Below are 17216 nucleotides of genomic sequence, written 5' to 3'. Positions count from 1 at the left end.
GCCGACGCGTCCGGGGACAAACATTTTCGTCATAATGATGGGAGGAACCGCCATGAGAGTATTCCAGTGGACCCTTGCGGCCACATCCGCGCTTTCGATCGTTGCCGCCTCTGACGCCCTCGCCGCGACGGAGCTTTCCTGGTGGCACGCAATGACCGGCGCCAATAACGAAACAGTCGAAAGGCTCGCCAAGGAGTTCAACGGGAGCCAATCGGAGTACAAGATCGTTCCGGTGTTCAAAGGCACCTATGCCGAAACGCTGAACGCGGGCATTGCCGCCTTCCGCTCCAGGCAGGCGCCGGCCATCCTGCAGGTCTTCGATGCCGGTAGCGGCGTGATGCTGGGTGCCGAGGGGGCCGTGGTCCCCGTGGTGGACGTCCTTAAGAAGGGCGGCTACGAATTCAACAAGGATCAGTACCTGCCGGGCATCGTCGCCTACTATTCCAAGCCTGACGGCACGATGCTGTCCTTCCCGTTCAATTCGTCCTCGCCGATCCTCTATTACAACAAGGACGCCTTCTCGAAGGCCGGCCTCGATGCGGAGAAGCCCCCGGCGACCTGGCCCGAAGTCTTTGAGGCCGCCAAGAAGATCAAGGCAAGCGGCGCTGCCAATTGCGGTTTCACGTCCACCTGGCTGACCTGGATCCAGACCGAGAATTTTGCCGCCTGGAACAACGTGCCCTATGGCACGCATGAAAACGGGCTTGCCGGCCTGGACGTGGAACTGAAGATCGATGCACCGCTCTTCGTCGAACACTTCCAGTCGATCGCCGACCTCGCCAAGGACGGCACGTTCCGCTATGGCGGCCGCACGTCGGAAGCCAAGCAACTGTTCATGTCGGGCGAGTGCGCCATCTTGACGGAATCTTCCGGCGGCCTCGGCGACATCGTGAAGTCCGGCATCAACTACGGCGTCGGCCAGCTTCCCTACTACGACGGCAGCGGCCCGCAGAACACCATTCCCGGCGGCGCGAGCCTCTGGGTCTTCGCCGGCAAGGAAGACGCAGAATACAAGGGTGTTGCGGAGTTCTTCCATTTCCTCTCGAAAACGGAAACCCAGGCTCAGCTTCACCAGGTCTCGGGCTACCTGCCGGTGACGATCGCCGCCTATGAGGAAACGAAGAAATCCGGCTTCTATGAAAAGAATCCTGGCCGCGAAACCCCGATCAAGCAGATGATGGGCAAGGCGCCGACGGAAAACTCCAGGGGTGTCCGCCTCGTCAACCTGCCGCAGGTCCGCGATATCCTCAACGAGCAGTTCGAAGCCATGCTCGCCGGCCAGAAGGACGCAAAGGCCGCGCTCAGCGAGGGTGTCGAGAAAGCCAACGCGGCGATCGCCGCGGCGGTCGGCAACTAATCCCCCAACCAGCGGGCCCGTGCCGCGTCGCCGCGCGGGCCCCATCTTTCACGGAAGGGGAACGCCATGCAGTCCGTCGTCTTTCCCAACAAGGTCCTGCCGTATCTGCTGCTTGCGCCGCAGATCGTGCTGACCGTGGTGTTCTTCTTCTGGCCGGCAAGCCAGGCGCTCTACCAGTCGGTATTGCGCGAGGATCCATTCGGCCTGAAATCCGGCTTTGTCGGCCTCGCCAATTTCCGCGCCATCCTTTCCAATCCGGACTACTTGCATTCGCTTCAAGTTACGGTCGTCTTCAGCCTTGCAACCGCGCTTCTGTCGATGGCCATCGCCCTTTTGCTCGCGACTTCGGTCGACCGGGTCGTGCGCGGGCGAAATGTCTATCGAACGCTGCTGATCTGGCCCTATGCGGTTGCTCCCGCAGTCGCGGGCATGCTGTGGCTGTTCATGTTCAACCCGGCGATGGGGACCTTCGCCTATATCTTGCGCCGAAACGGCTTCACCTGGGATCCACTGCTGAACGGCGACCAGGCGATGTTGCTGGTTGTCGTCGCGGCAGCCTGGAAACAGATCAGCTACAACTTCCTCTTCTTCGTTGCCGGCCTGCAGGCGATCCCGAAATCGCTGATCGAGGCGGCCGCAATTGACGGGGCTCGCGGCACCAAGCGGTTCTGGACCATCGTCTTCCCGCTGCTCGCGCCGACGACCTTCTTCCTGCTTGTCGTCAACACCGTCTATGCGTTCTTCGATACCTTCGGGATCATTCACGCCGTGACCGGGGGCGGGCCCGCGAAAGCGACCGAGACGCTCGTCTACAAGGTCTACAATGACGGTTTCGTCAATCTCGACCTCGGCAGCTCGGCGGCCCAGTCCGTGATCCTGATGGCAATCGTCGTCGCGTTGACAGCCTTCCAGTTCCGCTTCGTCGAGAAGCGGGTCCACTATTCGTGAGACGCCGATGATCGAGAACCGTCCCATTTCGACCCTGATCAGCCACTTGGTGCTTGTGATCGGGATCATCATCGTCGCGCTGCCGATCTACTACACCTTCGTCGCGTCGACGCACACGTCCATCGAGATCGTGCGCCCGCCGATGTCTCTCACGGTCGGTGGCCATTTGGTGGAGAACTACAAGGAGGCTGTTGGTGGCGGCGTCGAGCGTGTTGTCGGCGTCAGCCTCGAGCGGCTGCTGTTCAACTCCACGGTGGTGGCGCTTGCGATTGCCGTCGGCAAGATCGTCATCTCGTTCCTGTCGGCCTTTGCGATCGTCTTCTTCCGCTTTCCGCTGAAGATGCTGTTCTTCTGGATGATCTTCATCACCCTTATGCTGCCGGTCGAAGTGCGCATCCTGCCGACCTACAAGGTGATCGTCGATCTCGGGCTGATCGACACCTATGCGGGCCTGACCCTGCCGCTGATGGCTTCGGCGACGGCGACGTTCCTTTTTCGCCAGTTTTTCCTGACAATACCGGGAGAGCTGGTGGAGGCCGCGCGCATCGACAACGCCGGTCCATTCCGCTTCATGCGGGACATCCTGCTGCCGCTCTCGGCGACGAACATCGCCGCGCTCTTCGTCATCCTCTTCATCTATGGCTGGACCCAGTATCTCTGGCCTCTGCTCGTCACCAACGACGCGAAGATGAACACGATCATCATCGGGCTCAGGCGGATGATCGATTTCACCGACGCCTCTACCCCCTGGAACTATGTCATGGTGACTGCGATCCTCGCGATCATCCCCCCTATCCTCGTCGTCGTGCTGATGCAGCGCTGGTTCGTCAAAGGCCTTGTGGAGACAGAAAAGTAATGGCTGAGATCACTCTGAAAGACGTCCGCAAGGCCTATGGCACAGTGGAGGCGATCAAAGGCGTCTCGCTCGGCATTGCCGACGGCGAGTTCGTCGTTCTGGTCGGCCCGTCCGGCTGCGGCAAGTCCACGCTGCTGCGGATGATCGCAGGGCTGGAGGGCATAACCGGTGGCGACATCCATATCGGCGGACGACGGGTCAACGATGTCGAACCGGCCGAGCGCGACATCGCGATGGTCTTCCAGAATTATGCGCTTTACCCACACATGACGGTGCGCCAGAACCTCGCCTATGGGCTGAAGAACCGCAACACCCCGGCCGCCGAGATCGATCGACGCATTATCACAGCTGCCAGGACGCTGGAGATCGAACCTTATCTCGAGCGCAAGCCCCGGCAGCTTTCCGGCGGCCAGCGCCAGCGCGTCGCCATGGGGCGGGCGATCGTGCGACAGCCGGCCGCCTTCCTTTTCGACGAGCCGCTTTCCAACCTGGATGCAAAGCTGCGCGGACAGATGCGCATTGAAATCAAGCGGCTCCAGCGTTCGCTTGGGACGACCAGCGTCTATGTCACACACGATCAGATGGAGGCGATGACGCTCGCCGATCGCCTGGTGGTCGTCAATGCGGGCCGGATCGAGCAGGTTGGCACGCCGATCGAGCTTTATGAGCGGCCCGCCACGACCTTCGTCGCTACGTTCATCGGCTCGCCGTCCATGAACCTGCTCAAAGGCACAGACATGACGGCCGGATGGTCTCTCGCGCCTGATGTGCCGCGACCGAGCGGCGAGTATACCCTCGGCGTGCGGCCGGAGGATCTTTCTCCGCTTCCTGCGGACGGCGCAACGTTGCCGTTCGAGGCTACGGTGCGCATCGACGGGATCGAACTGGTCGGGGCAGAAAGCCTGATGCATGGAAAGCTGGAAAACGGCACAGACCTGGTCTTCCGCGTCTCCGGCCGGGCCCGCCACGAAATCGCCGACACCGTGAAGGTGGGCGCGAAGGCCGACGCGCTCCATATCTTCGGCGCAGGCGGCGAGAGGCGCGGGAGAGGGTGGTAGAAGGGGTGCGAAACGTCAGTTGGTGATCTGAACCGTCACCTGACCATAGTCGGCTCGCTCAAGGGCCACCTTTCCAATCGCCAGCACGAGTTCGTTGCAATCGCCCCACACATGCAGTTCATCAGGTGGCTGGTCGGCAGTTGCAGCAACGTCACCTCGCTTCCGATCTCGAACCGGTGCACAAAGGCGCGTCCGAGCGATTTCATTGCGGCCCCGAGCAAATTGGATCGTCGGGCAAGTCTGCGCCACAGGTGTTCACAAATCGTCAATTACACCAACTGCCGGTTGAGCCAGTGGCGTCACCGTGGCTTGAAGTCGACGAGGAGTGATTTGAGCTCGACTTCGCGAACCCGCCGCGCCGCCTCGTCGGGGCTCACCCAGGCGAGCGCGCGCTCGCCTTTCTCCTTGTATTTCTCCGCCTGCTTCGTGACTTCGATCTGAAACACGTCAACGACACAGGGCACCACCTCACCATCATCCAGCATCTTCAGGTAGGTGTAGCTTCCGACCGGCTTCTTTCGAACCTTGCCGCGCACGCCAGCCTCCTGCAGCGCTTCGACTGCCGCGGCCTCATGCGGTTCCTTCTGTTTCATGGGCCACCCTTTCGGGATAAGCCATCGGCCACTGTCGCGCGAGGTCACAACGAGGATCTCGATTGCTGATTGATCGGGCGTGCGACGAAAGCAGAGGGCTGCATACTGCTGGCGAAACGCGCCCGAGAAGAGTTTCTCGGGGGAAGCCGCCAGCTTTTGCAGCAAGGTCTTCGGCCTGGGTGATTTCTGCGCCTTTGATTTCTCGATCGCCCTCAAGCTCCTCAACGCTCGGCGCCAGTCATGAGAAATGCTTCTAAGCCATCTGACCGCCGGACCGAAAGAGGAAACTACAAAGCATCGGGTGTTGTTTCATGCTTTGGCGGCGATGGCACTCAACTCTTCAAGGTCGAGGTCCCGCTCCAGCTCATGCAACGTCTCGTCATCGATTTCGCCGGCGCGATGAAGCCGGATGAGTTCGCGCCGGCCGGTGGCGACCGCCGCCAGGACGACGTCGAAATGGGCATGAAGGATGGGCGTATAGTGTTCGGTGCGCTCGGCATAGTCGACGATCGAGACCGCCCGCCGCCGATACCTCTCCAGCAACTGCGGATGTATGAGATTGCCCGCCGCGTCATAGGCGCGGCTCTCGATGGTCACGAGCTGAACCTGGGCCATGGCAGCTTCGGCCTGGCTCAAGGTGAGGCGTGCCATCTCCGATTGAGGCTCGACCAGCCGCGCCCATTCGATCACCCGCCCGAGCGTCGTGCCCTGGAGCAATACGGTTCCGAGGATCACGGCAAAGGATGTCACCAGGATGAAGTCGCGGCCCGGGAAGCCGTCAGGCACGCTCAGCGCAAGCGCAAGCGTCACCACGCCGCGAACGCCAGCCCAGGAAAGCACGGTCGCGCCGCGCGCTCCGATCGGCGTGTAGCGCCGAATTCCCAGGATGTTGCCGAACCGGATGACGAGATCGGATCCAAACACCCAGACAAAGCGCGCCAGCGAAAGCGCGAGAAGGATCGCAAGGATCGGCCATCCCATGGTTGCGGCGACGACATCGAAACCGCCGCCACGTTCGACGACGCCTCGAAGCGACAGGCCGATCAGGATGAAGACCGCGGCCTCCATCAGGAAAACAATGACCGTCCAGAACGAAGAGCCACGTATGCGGGTTGCAGCCGAAAGCACCGTGTGCTGGTGCCAGCTGGCGATGAGGCCGGTGGTGACGGTCGCAATCACACCCGAAACATGCAGGAATTCACCGAGCAGATAGGAAGTCCAGGAGAGCAGCGCCGTGGCCGCGATGATCAGATATTCGTCGCCGAGGCGACGCGCGAGCAGAACCCACGTCGTACCGATGGCAATGCCGACGGCAGCGCCGCCGATCGCCAAGAGGAAGAAATTGCCCACAGCCTCGCTCGCGCTGAAGGCGCCGGTGACGCCGGCGGTGATGGCAATACGGAACAACACCAGGCCGCTCGCGTCGTTCAGCAGGCTTTCGCCTTCGAGCAGGATCTGCAGCCGTCGTGGCAGCTGCACGCGCTGCAGCACAGCGCGGGCCGAAACCGCATCCGGTGGCGAGACGATCGCGCCGAGTGCGGCACAGGCCGCCAAAGGGAGCGATGGGAAGAGCAGGTGCGTCACCATTGCGACGACAACACAGGTGAAGAACACAGCCCCGATCGCGAGCGACGCAATGCCGATCAGGTGACGGCGCAGGCGGCCGACGGCGATCGTCCACGCTCCGTCCATCAGCAATGGCGGCAAAAAGATCACAAGAACCAATTCGGGATCGACCTCGATCGTCGGCAGGCTCGGGACGAAGGCAAGCAGGGCGCCGCCGGTCAGAAGAGCCACAGAGGGCGGCAGGCCGAGCCTGTGGGCGACATAGTTAAGCGCGATGATCGCCACGAACATGCCGATCACCAGCTCGAACAAATGTGTCGGTCCCACCAGCCCTAGCCTCCGTGCGATGTAACGATCGGCCCTAACACAGAACGCGTTTTTGCAGAAACGCAATTGCTGCCCTGCGTCTGGTGGGCGGGTGTGTCAGGTGGCTGGGAACACGAGTTGATCGGCCGCGCTTCGCGCCGGCCAGAAAAGAAAAAAGGGCCAGCGGAAAACCGCGGCCCATAAGGTGTGAAGGTCTAAAACCTCCAGAGGGGAACAGCTGCTGCGGCGGACTGGGAGGAGAGCCGCCATGTGCATCAGCTGTGTGCTTTATGCCTGATTTTTGACCATCTGGAAAACATTTATTGTGCAATGCAGCTATGCACATTTCGATGGGCACGCCGATTGAGGCACACCCAAGCTCAGCCCTGCCTGGTTTTGTCGGGGTGTCTCAACAAACAATCGGGACCGGCTGGAAACACCGGCCCCGATGAGATAGTTGCTACACTAACGGCCGGTGAGCTTGGCCGCCGGTTCATTCTAAGAGCACTTTCGCGATCGAAAAGCCGGCGCTCCGCGCGTTTCGGTTGTTCCCAGGCAATCCACCGGTTGTTCACAGGATCGGATCAGGCTAACGCCTTGGCGGCACACCGGTTTTGCCGAACTGTGACTAGAGTGGCGCCAGATGGACGAACGCCCAAGAACGGCAGGACAAGGGTTGTATTGCCCCCCGCAGTCCACGGTAGCCGCAACGGGCCGACCGCTCAGCTCAGCGATACCTGGCGGGTTTCTGCGTCGATCAGCAAGGCGGCCATCGCGGCGACAAACAGCAGGCCGGCAAACGTGCCGATCGCCAGCCCAAAACCTTTCGCCACCAAAAGTCCGATGAGCGACGGGGCAAGTAGGCCACCGAGCCTCGCCATCCCGCCCGCTGCCCCCATGCCTGTCGCGCGCGATGAGGTCGGATAAAGCTCCGGCGTGTAGGCGTAAAGCGCGCCCCAGGTTCCGAGCAGCGCAAAGCTCATGACGAGCAGAGCGGTTGCGATAAGCTAGGCGTCATGAGCGACGACGAAAAGCAGGCAACTGAAGGCGGACAGCAGGCAGAAGCCGACCAATGTTGGGCGGCGTCCCCACGCCTCAACGCCATAGGCGGCCAGGGCATAGCCTGGGATCTGCGCCAGAGCGATGAGGACGAGGAAGCCGTAGCCGCGCACGAAGCCGAACCCTTCACCTGCAAGCCGTGGCGGCATCCAGGTGAAGACACCATAATAGGAGACCGAGACGAGAAACCAGACCGCCAGGATCAGAAGGCTGCGCCGGCGCAGACCTGTCGAGAAGATGCCGGCGCTTGGCGAAGACGCGGGCTGAGCAATGGACACGGCCGTTTCGAGCACCGGGCGGCCATTGGCAGTGAGCATTTGATCGATGATGGCCTTCGCTTCGACGGCCTTGCCCGATCGCAGAAGATAGAGCGGCGATTCCGGCACGAGGAAACGAAGCCAGACGCCGAATGCCGCCGGTACGGCGGTCACAGCGAAAATGTAGCGCCACCCATCCGCGAGCTCGGCAAGAGCGACGAGCCATGCCGCCAAGGCCACGATCAACGTGCCGACGGCCCAGAAACCCTCGAGCATGACCAGCCACCGTCCGCGGCTGCGCGCAGGCAGGAACTCCGACATCATGGCATAGTCGACAGGAAGGGTGCCGCCGACGGCTGCGCCCGTTAAGAAGCGCAGGAGCAGCAGGATCCCGAAATTGGGAGCGAAGATCGACAACAGGCCGAAGACCGCATCGCAAGCGACCGTAACGATGAGCACCCGCCGGCGGCCGATCCGATCCGCCAATCTGCCGAAGCCGACAGCGCCGATCAGCATGCCCAGGAAAAACAGCGTGCCCGTCTGGAGCGCCTGCGGCACTGTCAGGCCGAACGTTCCGGCAATCGACGCCGCCGTGAAGCCGACGGCAAGAACCTGCATGGCATCGGCGGTCCAGACCAGGCCGAAAACGCCGATCAATCGCTGCTGATAGCGTCCCGTGCCCGCACGGTTCGAGCGCTTCCTGAATGGTAATTGTTGTCATGCCGTCCTGCCTTCAGGGTTCACGGCGCGGACACTACGTCGGACGACTGAATTTGAACACCGCAGAAATCTCTGGGCCGGACGGACGAGCCGCTTCGGAGGAGGCGAGGTTATCGCCAGGTAATCATGGCGCCGGAGGCGCGACGCGGTCGATTGACAGGCTGTCCAGCCCGCTTTGTATAGACTGGCCTGGCCACCCATCATCCATCTTGCCGCTCTGATACCGGCACTTTCGGCTTGCGTGCCATGCACACGCGTGCAAATATGCACGCGTGTGCAACGGAGCTAACCGATGAACGACTTCAAGCCGCGCTATTCGAATGACCTCGCGGGGCGAGCGTCGCTATGCAGAGACGTCATTCGCTCCGCCGGCGCTGTCGTGCTTAGTGGTTTCAGGCAAAGCAGACAGCGCGGCTTCTCGATGAAGGGGCCGCAGGATTTTCTGACGGAAACCGACGCGGCGTCCGAAGCCCACATCCGCCAGGCAATCGCCGAACATTTTCCGGGCGATGCATTTTGGGGAGAGGAGGGCGGCGGCTCGATCGCCGAGCGCGTATGGGTCGTGGATCCGGTAGATGGCACAGCAAACTTTGCCCGCGGAATCCCCCATTTCTGCATCTCGATCACCTATGTCGAGGAGGACAGGGCGGAGATCGGCGCGATCTACAATCCGGCCCAGGACGAGCTCTATTTTTGCCGACGGGGCGCCGGAGCAACGCTCAACGACAAGCCGATCAAGGTCTCGCCGACGGCAGCCTTCGATGCCGCTTCCGTTGAAATGGGATGGTCACGGCGGGTGCCCGACGAAACTTTTCTCGAAACGATGCGGCAGATGCTCGACAAGGGTGCCAATGTGCGTCGCGGCGCTTCGGGGGCCATGGCGCTCGCCTATGTCGCCGACGGGCGCTCGGACGCCTATGTCGAACTGCATATGAACGCCTGGGATTGCCTGGCCGGGCTCTTGCTTGTCGCTGAAGCCGGCGGCGTCGTGTGTCCGTTCATGGAGATCGGCAACCTTCGCGATGGTGGGCCTGTTCTTGCTTCGACCCCAGCGATCGCGCGCGGCGTGAGTGAAGCCTCGGGCATTCCGATCGAGGGCCGGGAACACGGCGCTAAGCTTCAGCTGGCATGAACGACCGTGAGACAAGCGGGCGGACGGCGCCTTCGCCGATGAAGAGGAATTTGTAATGGATGCACCGGTTTATCCGCGGCCCGCGATCAGCCTGATTGCCACCGGCCTCAGGCCCCACAACGCCGATCTCTATATCGGCGGCAGCGATGGCGCGCGTGATCTGGACCTGCTCAAGCGCCACGGCATTACCATAGTCGTCAACTGCGCGATCAATCTGGACATCAATCTCGTTCGTGAAGAGGAAATAGCCGTCAATGACGATCTGTGTGCGAGCGGCTATGCCGACATTCGCTACTACAAGCTCGGCATGATTGACGGAGACGGCAGTCCCGACACGATGATGCTCGGCGCCTATTACATTCTCGATGGCGCCCTGCGTCAGAGGATGCCGAAGCGCGCGACCTATCCTTTCACCGACGGCGGCAACGTCCTTGTCAACTGCCGCGGCGGCCGCAGCCGTTCCGTCTCCCTGGTCGCCCTTTTCCTGCACAAGCAGCAGCCGCATCTGTTTCCGACGCTCGACGCCGCCGTCAGCCATATCCGCGAGCACAGGGAGCTGCGGCCGGACGAGTGGTTCGAGACGCCAAAGCCGATGCTCTATGAAGCCGCGCACCGTGCTTCGGCCTGGATCGATCTCGTGGAAGCATCTCGCGCGGAGACCAGTACCGATGTCTGATTTTCCACGGATCGCCGTCATCGCCGATGCCCATTTTCATGATCTGGAGGGCGACTTCGCGTTTCCCGCCATCGAGATCGATGGCGAAAAGCTGGCCGTCAGGAGCTGGGCCGACACGCGTGAATCCACCCGTGTTTTCAACGAGAGCGCCAGGGCGCTGGACGAGGCGCTGGCGGAAGTATCCCGGCGCGGCATTCGCCACGTCGTTCTCCTCGGCGATTACACCGATGACGGGCAGAGGGTGGCGACCGAACGCACCCGCATCATCCTCAACCGACACGAACGTCTGCATGGGACGCGTTTTTATGCGCTTCCCGGTAACCACGACATCTTCGGCCCGAAGGGACGGCACCACACGAAACAGTTCCTCGATGCGAGCGGCGCCAGGGTCTTCGTCACCAGCGATGAGGAGAAAGCTGGCCACGGAACCTACGTTACGCCCGGCATGTATTGCGAAGGCTATCCGGCGGGGCTGACCCCCATGGCCGCTTTCGGCTATTTTCGAAGAGCCGACGATATTCACTGGGAAACGCCGTTTGGCCAGTCCGACAAGGTCGAGGACCGCCTTTACGCCGTCTCATCGCCCGATGGCCTCAATCGCTACACGCTGATGGACGCGTCCTATCTGGTCGAGCCGGAGCCTGGCCTATGGCTGATGATGATCGACGCCAACGTATTCGAGCCACGCGACGGCAAGTTCGAAATCGGTGACGAGGCAGCCTTCGTCGACAGCACCGCCGCCGGCTGGAACGCGCTCGTTCTTCTGAAGCCGTTCATCATCGACTGGATTGCCGACGTGTCGGCGCGGGCAGAAACCCTCGGCAAAACGCTTCTCGCGTTCTCGCATTATCCGGTGCTTGATCCCTTCGACGGAGCAACCGGAGCCGAAGGCGTGCTTTTCGGCGAGACAAATATTGCCCGCCGAACGCCGCGCGAAGCCGTTGCTCAAGCCCTTATCGGCGCGGACATGACCGTGCATTTCAGCGGTCATCTGCATGTCGAGGGTGTGACCCGTCGAGAATGGGGCGGCCGCTCTCTCACCAACATCGCCGTGCCGTCGCTTGTGGCCTTTCCGTCGGCCTTCAAGATCGTCGAGCCATCGATGACGGGCTCCTCCATCGAAACAGTCGAGCTGTCGTCCACAGCGATCGACCCGCGAGTCCTGTTTGCTTATCAGCGCGAAATGGTCCGGTCAGGCGAGGGGCGGGATCGCGCCTTCGACGCCTCTGACTACGGATCGTTCCTGAAGGCGCACAAGCGTGCCCTCGTCGAGCATCGATACTTCCCGAAGGAATGGCCGAAGGCCGTCGTCGACGCCGTCTCCGAACTTGCTGTGGAGGAGGTCTGCGAACTCTTGGCCGGTGCGGGCGCATTCGAGAGCGTACTTCGCACGATCTCGCCGGGCGCGCCGAAGGATGCGCCGTCGTTGGCGCGCCTCGACATGCTCGAAGTGATCGCCGATTGGTACTGCCTGCGCCAGGCGGCGGTGCTGGCGCTCGACAAGATCCCTGAGACGCGCCGCCGGCTCTATCGGGCGCTCGCAGAGCGCTTCGGTCGTCCTCCCGAGATGGGCTGGGACGGGTCGACATCAGGCTTCCTTTCAATCTTCTTCGGCGCCTTCGGTGCCTTCCTCAATCGCGCGGAGGCCGGCAGCCTTCGCATCGTCATCGAAGGCGCATCTGGCAAAGAGGAGGCCGCCTGATCATGGAGCAACACGCTTCCGTCCTGCTCCCCTCCGACGCTCCGCCGCAGACCTTCGTCGCGTTGAGGGAAACCTGCCGCATCGGTGCAAGCCGGCTGAAGGGCGGCCGTCTGGAGGTGGCGAAATTTGTGCTCTCCCATCCCTACGACGTCGCCTTTGCCAGCGCGCGGGAAGTGGCCAGTTGCAGCGGCGTCTCGACGACGACGGTTATGCGCTTCGTCGGCGATCTCGGCTTTGAAAGCTATGCGTCCTTTCAGCAGCTTTTCCGCACGGAGTTGCTGCGCGGCAGGAACAAGGCGGCTCCCGGTCGAGAACCATATCCGGCGGACCAGACCCTCGGTCACCGCACCTAGAGTATCCCGCTCAGGGTGAAATCACTTGAAGCGGCGTAAACTAGCGGCGGGCGGTCTTGCGCTCGACCATGGTGACGGGCACCACCTGAAGCCGGGTTTCCATTTCATCGGACTCAAGCGCCGTCAGAACGTGGTCCGTCAGCGCGGTGAAGGATTGAGCGACGGTGGTCAGTTCATAACTCTTCCAGCCCGCCTGCGGGATGTCGTCGAAGCCGACGACGGAAAGATCGGCCGGAACGCGCCGGTGCATTTCGGTGCGCGCCGCATCGAGAAAACCGAGCGCCAAGAGGTCGGTGACACAGAAAGCGCCGTCGATCGCCTCGTCCACGAGCAGTTCGCAACCGGCCTGATAACCGCTCTCGTAGCTCGTCGTGCCGCCCGACCAGGCCACCACCTCGATGCCGGCCGTTGCCATCTTCTGCTTGAATGCGGTGGTGCGGCGAACCTGCGCAGGCGTGTGGCTGCCGCTCGAAACGACCGCCACCTTCTTACATCGCGCCTCAATCAGGCGCAGCGCAGCAAGATCCGCACCGCGGGAATCGTCGCTCAGCACCATGCTGGTGTCGGTGCGATCAATTTTCTGGTTGATGAGGATCAGCCTGACTCCATTGGCGATGCACTGGTCGACGATCGATTCCGGCGGCTCGCCCGAGAGGACGATGATGGCCTGCGCCCGGAATTCGAAGAGAAGCTCGATCAGCGGCGCGATGTCCTTGCGCGCGTCTGCGGCATTGAGGAGCAGGCATTGCAAGCCGCGGCGCAGCAGACCGATGCTTAAGAGATCAAGCTGCTTGGCATGGAAGGGCGCGCTGAGATTGGCGCCGACGACGCCGATGAGGTTGGAGCGGTCGTTGTTGAGCCCCTGCGCCAGCCGGTTGACCCGGTAGCCGAGTTCCCGCGCGGCCTTCAGCACCTTGCGCCGCACCGTCTGAGAGACGCTCGCGCCGGGTGTAAAGGTTCTCGATACGGCAGAACGCGAAACGCCCGCGCGTTTTGCAACCTCTTCAGCCGTCACGAAGCCTCTTGCCATGCCTTTCCCCTGCAGAATCAGACAGTTTCCATCAGGGCCACAAAAGCCGACCCATTCCAACGAAAAAGTGCGAGCGAGCGCCCTCAGCCAACCCGAACAGCCGCCCTGAAACACCCCCGCGGATCGCTGCGAATTCTTGACAACCGAGAGTTCCGGAATATTGCGCCGAACCCACTGTGATCACGTGTTCGTAAACCGATATATCACCTATGAAAAAATATCAAATAAAACAATAAATTAGATCATTGCTCACGTGTGCATTTTTTTGTTGACAAGGAGACCTCCTCATTGGATCATGCATTCCATAGATGGCGCCAATTTGGAATGCTTGTTCCATCTATGTTCGTAGCGACGGCGGCACGGTTGAGGAGCCGGAGCCGACATTGACAGGCCATCGGCGCCTGCCTGCGAACGGGGAGGAGTGGATGCCCGTCAGACCCGATTGCACTGGGTCTGCGCGCGTTTTTTTGCCGATGTCAGCGCCATCCCGTAGCGCCTGATTTCTGTTTCCCCGTTGGCATTTCTGAACGTTGTGTCCGGCGTCAAGCGCCGCGGCACATTGCGCATGTTGGGTTCCAAGGGGAAGAGCATGGCCTTAGTGACAGAAACAGCCAAGGGATCCGCAGTGCCGGTCGAGGCAATGGCGCCGACGACATGGCAGCGCTGGCGCTATCGCATGAAGGTCGCCTCCCGGGAACCGACAACGCTGATCGGCGTTTTGACCGCCCTTTTGTTCACCTATCTCATCGTCGTGCCGATCATCTCGATCGTGCTCGACGCTGTCCGGGTCCAGTTCGGGCATGAGCGGCGGCTCGGTAAGGATTTCGGGGACCTTACGCTTTACTATCTCGACCGGGCGTTCCTGTCGCCGGTTTCGGTCGACCTCTTCTGGCGGCCGCTTCTCAACACATTGTCGGTGGCAATGGGGGCGATCAGCCTGTCGCTCCTGATCGGCACGGTGCTGGCCTGGCTGATCAGCCGAACCGACATGTTCGGGCGGCGCTGGTTCGCAACCGCGCTGATCGTGCCCTATATGCTGCCGGCCTGGACCTTCGCGCTCGCTTGGACCACACTTTTCAAGAACCGCACGGTCGGCGGCCAGCCGGGCTGGTTCGAGGCCATGGGGCTGACGCCGCCGGACTGGGTTGCCTATGGCCGCTTCCCGATCATCGTCATCCTGGCGTTGCACTATACCCCGTTCGTCATCCTGCTGTTCGGCTCGGCGCTTCGCCGCTTCGATTCCCAACTTGAGGACTCGGCCCGCATCCTTGGCGCGAAGCGTTACCAGGTGGCGCTGCAGATCATCCTGCCGCTGATGCGGCCGGCACTGCTGTCCTCGATGGTGCTGATCTTCGCCAAGTGCCTCGGCGAGTTTGGTGTGCCCTATGTGCTCGGGCTGCCGGTGAAGTTCGAGGTGCTCTCCACCTCGCTCTTCCGCAGCATCGCGTCGCGCCAGACCGGCGTTGCCGGTGTCGTTGCGGCCTCGATCATGCTGATCGGCATCATCACCCTGATGATCGACGCCCGACTTGTCCGCGAGGCCAGACGCTTCGTGACCGTCGGCTCCAAGGGTTCGATGAACCGCCAGAGCCGGCTCGGAAAATATCGCCTGCCGGCAACGGGCTTTGCCGCGTTGATCTTCCTTTTGAGCGTCGGGCTGCCGTTGCTCACCCTGTTCCTGTCCACCGTCATGAAGCTGCCAGCGCAATTCACGCTCGACAACTTCACGCTGGACTACTGGATCGGCCGTGATCTCCACACGGTGGCCCTGCAGACCGGGGTGCTGTTGAGCCCCGACCTCTGGGCAGCCGCCAAGAACACGCTTGTCATCGTCGGCCTCGCGTCGCTGACCTCCGGCATTCTCGGGCTGCTCGTCGGCTACGTCGTCATCCGCACACCGGTAAAGGCCCTGTCGGTCTATCTACGGCAGGTCACTTTCCTGCCCTATCTGGTGCCCGGCATCGCCTTTGCCGCCGCCTATCTCTCGCTCTTTGCCGTGCCGCGCGGACCGATGCCCGCGCTCTACGGCACGGTTACCATCCTCATCTTGGCGCTGATCGCCGACCAGATGCCCTATGCCTCGCGGGCCGGCATTTCCGCCATGACGCAGCTCGGCAAGGACCCCGAAGAAGCGGCCCAGATCGCCGGCGCGGGCTGGTTCCGGCGAATGATCTCGATCGTCATCCCGATCCAGAAGGGCTCGCTCGTCACCGGTGTGCTGCTGCCCTTCATCTCCGGCATCAAGGGGCTGAGCCTCTTCGTCATCCTCGCCGTGCCGAGCACCGATGTTCTGACCACCTATTCGCTCAGGCTCGTCGACTACCACTACACGCAAGCCGCCAACGCCGTCGTACTGATCATCGCGGCCATCGCCTATCTCGGAACGCTGGCAGCCCAGAAGCTGACCAAGACCAATCTCGCAGAAGGACTCGGAAGCTGATGCCCACCATCAATCTCAGCGGCGCCCAGAAGAACTACGGCGTCAATTCGGCTAACGCAGTTTCCAATCTCGACCTTGAAATCCGCGACGGCGAATTCATGTGCCTTCTCGGCCCCTCAGGCTGTGGCAAGACCACAACCCTCAGAATGATCGCCGGCCTTGAAAACCTCTCCGACGGTGAAATCCGCATCGGCGAGCGGGTGGTCGACTCGGTGAGGGCAGGGGTGTTCGTTCCGCCCGAAAAGCGCGAGATGGGGCTCGTCTTCCAAAGCTATGCGCTCTGGCCGCACCTGACGATCGAACGCAACACCGACTTCGGGCTGCGCCTGCGCAAGCTGCCGAAGGAGGAACGCGAGCAACGAGTCGAGAAGGTTATGCAGGCCCTCGACATCGCCAAGTATCGCGATCGCTACCCGTCGCAGCTTTCCGGCGGACAGCAGCAGCGCGTGGCGCTCGCTCGAATGCTTGCAGTCAATCCGGGCGTGCTCTTGCTCGACGAACCGCTTTCGAACCTCGACGCGCGGCTGCGCCTCGAAATGCGCGCCGAGCTCAAGCGCATCCACAAGGAGTTCAAGACGACGATCGTCTTTGTGACCCACGACCAGTGGGAGGCGATGACGCTGGCAACGACGATCGCGGTCATGGACGAGGGCACGCTGCAGCAGATGGGAACGCCGAACGATATCTACGACCGTCCGGCAAACCGTTTCGTTGCGGAGTTCGTCGGCAGCCCGCCGATCAACATCCTGACCGTCGGATCGCCGGCGGCCTCGGAGCTGTCACGCGCCGCCGAAGCCTTTCTCGGCGCGCGCCATCCGTCGCTGCGCGGCATCGGCTCGATCGGCATCCGGCCGGAGGCAATCGGCTACCTGGTCAATCGCGAGCATGTGCCAGCGGGGAGCTTTTCCGGCGAAATGACGGTGACCGGCGTTCTGCCGACCGGCGGCAGCTGGATCCTGGAGCTCAGGAACGACAGCGATACGCTCTTCCTGACGACCAGCGCCCTGCCGCACGTCGAGACCGGATCCAAGGTCTCTTTCTTTGCTCCACCCGAGGCGCTGCACGTCTTCGACAAGGACGGCCAGCGCATCACCGAGGCGGACGCGCTTTTGCGCAAGAACATGTTGAACTGAGGCGCTGCGGCGCCAAAGACATACCGAAAC

Annotated in this window: 13 protein-coding genes and 1 pseudogene; 10 read left to right on the top strand and 4 right to left on the bottom strand. The window is 61.9% G+C overall.

The window, feature by feature from the left end:
* Positions 1-52: 52 nt before the first annotated feature.
* The 4 genes from ugpB to BBX50_RS12275 all read left to right on the top strand — a co-directional run bounded on the left by ugpB (position 53) and on the right by BBX50_RS12275 (position 4219).
* Entirely contained in the window at positions 53-1357 is a 1305-nt protein-coding gene (gene ugpB / locus BBX50_RS12290) for a sn-glycerol-3-phosphate ABC transporter substrate-binding protein UgpB (protein ID WP_065775615.1), read from the top strand.
* Positions 1358-1423: 66 nt separating this feature from the next.
* Entirely contained in the window at positions 1424-2305 is an 882-nt protein-coding gene (ugpA, locus tag BBX50_RS12285) for a sn-glycerol-3-phosphate ABC transporter permease UgpA (RefSeq protein WP_065775614.1), read from the top strand.
* A gap of 7 nt (positions 2306-2312) precedes the next feature.
* Positions 2313-3161: a sn-glycerol-3-phosphate ABC transporter permease UgpE gene (gene ugpE, locus BBX50_RS12280; protein WP_065775613.1), complete on the top strand. Its 849-nt coding sequence runs from the start codon at positions 2313-2315 to the stop codon at positions 3159-3161.
* Positions 3161-4219 carry a sn-glycerol-3-phosphate import ATP-binding protein UgpC gene (locus tag BBX50_RS12275; protein WP_065775612.1) on the top strand — a complete coding sequence of 353 codons (1059 nt, stop codon included), beginning with the start codon at positions 3161-3163 and terminating at the stop codon, positions 4217-4219. The genes ugpE and BBX50_RS12275 overlap by 1 nt, the downstream gene beginning before the upstream one ends.
* 299 nt (positions 4220-4518) lie before the next feature.
* Here the strand turns inward: BBX50_RS12275 and BBX50_RS12270 are convergent, their stop codons facing one another.
* The 3 genes and pseudogenes from BBX50_RS12270 to BBX50_RS12260 form a co-directional block, all read right to left on the bottom strand.
* Complete coding sequence (locus tag BBX50_RS12270) at positions 4519-5028, bottom strand: NUDIX hydrolase (protein WP_065775611.1); 510 nt, start codon at positions 5026-5028, stop codon at positions 4519-4521.
* 93 nt (positions 5029-5121) lie between these two features.
* Positions 5122-6705, bottom strand: coding sequence for a Na+/H+ antiporter (locus tag BBX50_RS12265; protein ID WP_065775610.1), 1584 nt, complete (start codon positions 6703-6705; stop codon positions 5122-5124).
* A gap of 701 nt (positions 6706-7406) precedes the next feature.
* Positions 7407-8721 (bottom strand): annotated as a pseudogene (locus tag BBX50_RS12260) (MFS transporter).
* 291 nt (positions 8722-9012) lie between these two features.
* Between BBX50_RS12260 and BBX50_RS12255 the strand changes: the two are divergent.
* The 4 genes from BBX50_RS12255 to BBX50_RS12240 are packed head-to-tail and all read left to right on the top strand — an operon-like array spanning position 9013 to position 12583.
* A complete protein-coding gene (locus BBX50_RS12255; RefSeq protein WP_065775609.1) occupies positions 9013-9852 on the top strand; it encodes an inositol monophosphatase in 840 nt (279 codons plus the stop codon).
* A gap of 55 nt (positions 9853-9907) precedes the next feature.
* The gene (locus BBX50_RS12250; RefSeq protein ID WP_065775608.1) at positions 9908-10528 is read left to right on the top strand and encodes a dual specificity protein phosphatase; all 621 of its coding nucleotides are present in this window, start codon (positions 9908-9910) and stop codon (positions 10526-10528) included.
* A complete protein-coding gene (locus BBX50_RS12245; protein ID WP_065775607.1) occupies positions 10521-12230 on the top strand; it encodes a metallophosphoesterase in 1710 nt (569 codons plus the stop codon). The genes BBX50_RS12250 and BBX50_RS12245 overlap by 8 nt, the downstream gene beginning before the upstream one ends.
* 2 nt (positions 12231-12232) lie before the next feature.
* Positions 12233-12583 carry a MurR/RpiR family transcriptional regulator gene (locus tag BBX50_RS12240; RefSeq protein WP_065775606.1) on the top strand — a complete coding sequence of 117 codons (351 nt, stop codon included), beginning with the start codon at positions 12233-12235 and terminating at the stop codon, positions 12581-12583.
* Between the two features lie 40 nt (positions 12584-12623).
* Here the strand turns inward: BBX50_RS12240 and BBX50_RS12235 are convergent, their stop codons facing one another.
* On the bottom strand, positions 12624-13613 hold the full coding sequence (locus tag BBX50_RS12235; protein WP_065775605.1) for a LacI family DNA-binding transcriptional regulator: 990 nt from the start codon (positions 13611-13613) through the stop codon (positions 12624-12626).
* A gap of 589 nt (positions 13614-14202) precedes the next feature.
* On the opposite strand from BBX50_RS12235, the gene BBX50_RS12230 reads away from it, so the two are divergent.
* On the top strand, positions 14203-16053 hold the full coding sequence (locus BBX50_RS12230; RefSeq protein WP_065775604.1) for an iron ABC transporter permease: 1851 nt from the start codon (positions 14203-14205) through the stop codon (positions 16051-16053).
* Positions 16053-17186 carry an ABC transporter ATP-binding protein gene (locus BBX50_RS12225; RefSeq protein WP_065775603.1) on the top strand — a complete coding sequence of 378 codons (1134 nt, stop codon included), beginning with the start codon at positions 16053-16055 and terminating at the stop codon, positions 17184-17186. Before BBX50_RS12230 ends, BBX50_RS12225 begins: the two co-directional genes overlap by 1 nt.
* Positions 17187-17216: the final 30 nt, after the last annotated feature.

This window comes from Ensifer sp. LC11, assembly GCF_001695835.1.
GTDB lineage: Bacteria > Pseudomonadota > Alphaproteobacteria > Rhizobiales > Rhizobiaceae > Ensifer.
This window is presented reverse-complemented; position numbering and strand designations above follow the sequence as displayed.

What these genes read in the sequence shown, in the direction of transcription:
- ugpB (WP_065775615.1), top strand. Translation starts at nt 53, where the DNA reads ATGAGAGTATTCCAGTGGACCCTTGCGGCCACATCCGCGCTTTCGATC.
- BBX50_RS12240 (WP_065775606.1), top strand. Translation starts at nt 12,233, where the DNA reads ATGGAGCAACACGCTTCCGTCCTGCTCCCCTCCGACGCTCCGCCGCAG.
- BBX50_RS12225 (WP_065775603.1), top strand. Translation starts at nt 16,053, where the DNA reads ATGCCCACCATCAATCTCAGCGGCGCCCAGAAGAACTACGGCGTCAAT.
- ugpE (WP_065775613.1), top strand. Translation starts at nt 2,313, where the DNA reads ATGATCGAGAACCGTCCCATTTCGACCCTGATCAGCCACTTGGTGCTT.
- BBX50_RS12245 (WP_065775607.1), top strand. Translation starts at nt 10,521, where the DNA reads ATGTCTGATTTTCCACGGATCGCCGTCATCGCCGATGCCCATTTTCAT.
- BBX50_RS12230 (WP_065775604.1), top strand. Translation starts at nt 14,203, where the DNA reads ATGGCCTTAGTGACAGAAACAGCCAAGGGATCCGCAGTGCCGGTCGAG.
- BBX50_RS12275 (WP_065775612.1), top strand. Translation starts at nt 3,161, where the DNA reads ATGGCTGAGATCACTCTGAAAGACGTCCGCAAGGCCTATGGCACAGTG.
- BBX50_RS12250 (WP_065775608.1), top strand. Translation starts at nt 9,908, where the DNA reads ATGGATGCACCGGTTTATCCGCGGCCCGCGATCAGCCTGATTGCCACC.
- BBX50_RS12235 (WP_065775605.1), bottom strand. Translation starts at nt 13,613, where the DNA reads ATGGCAAGAGGCTTCGTGACGGCTGAAGAGGTTGCAAAACGCGCGGGC.
- ugpA (WP_065775614.1), top strand. Translation starts at nt 1,424, where the DNA reads ATGCAGTCCGTCGTCTTTCCCAACAAGGTCCTGCCGTATCTGCTGCTT.
- BBX50_RS12255 (WP_065775609.1), top strand. Translation starts at nt 9,013, where the DNA reads ATGAACGACTTCAAGCCGCGCTATTCGAATGACCTCGCGGGGCGAGCG.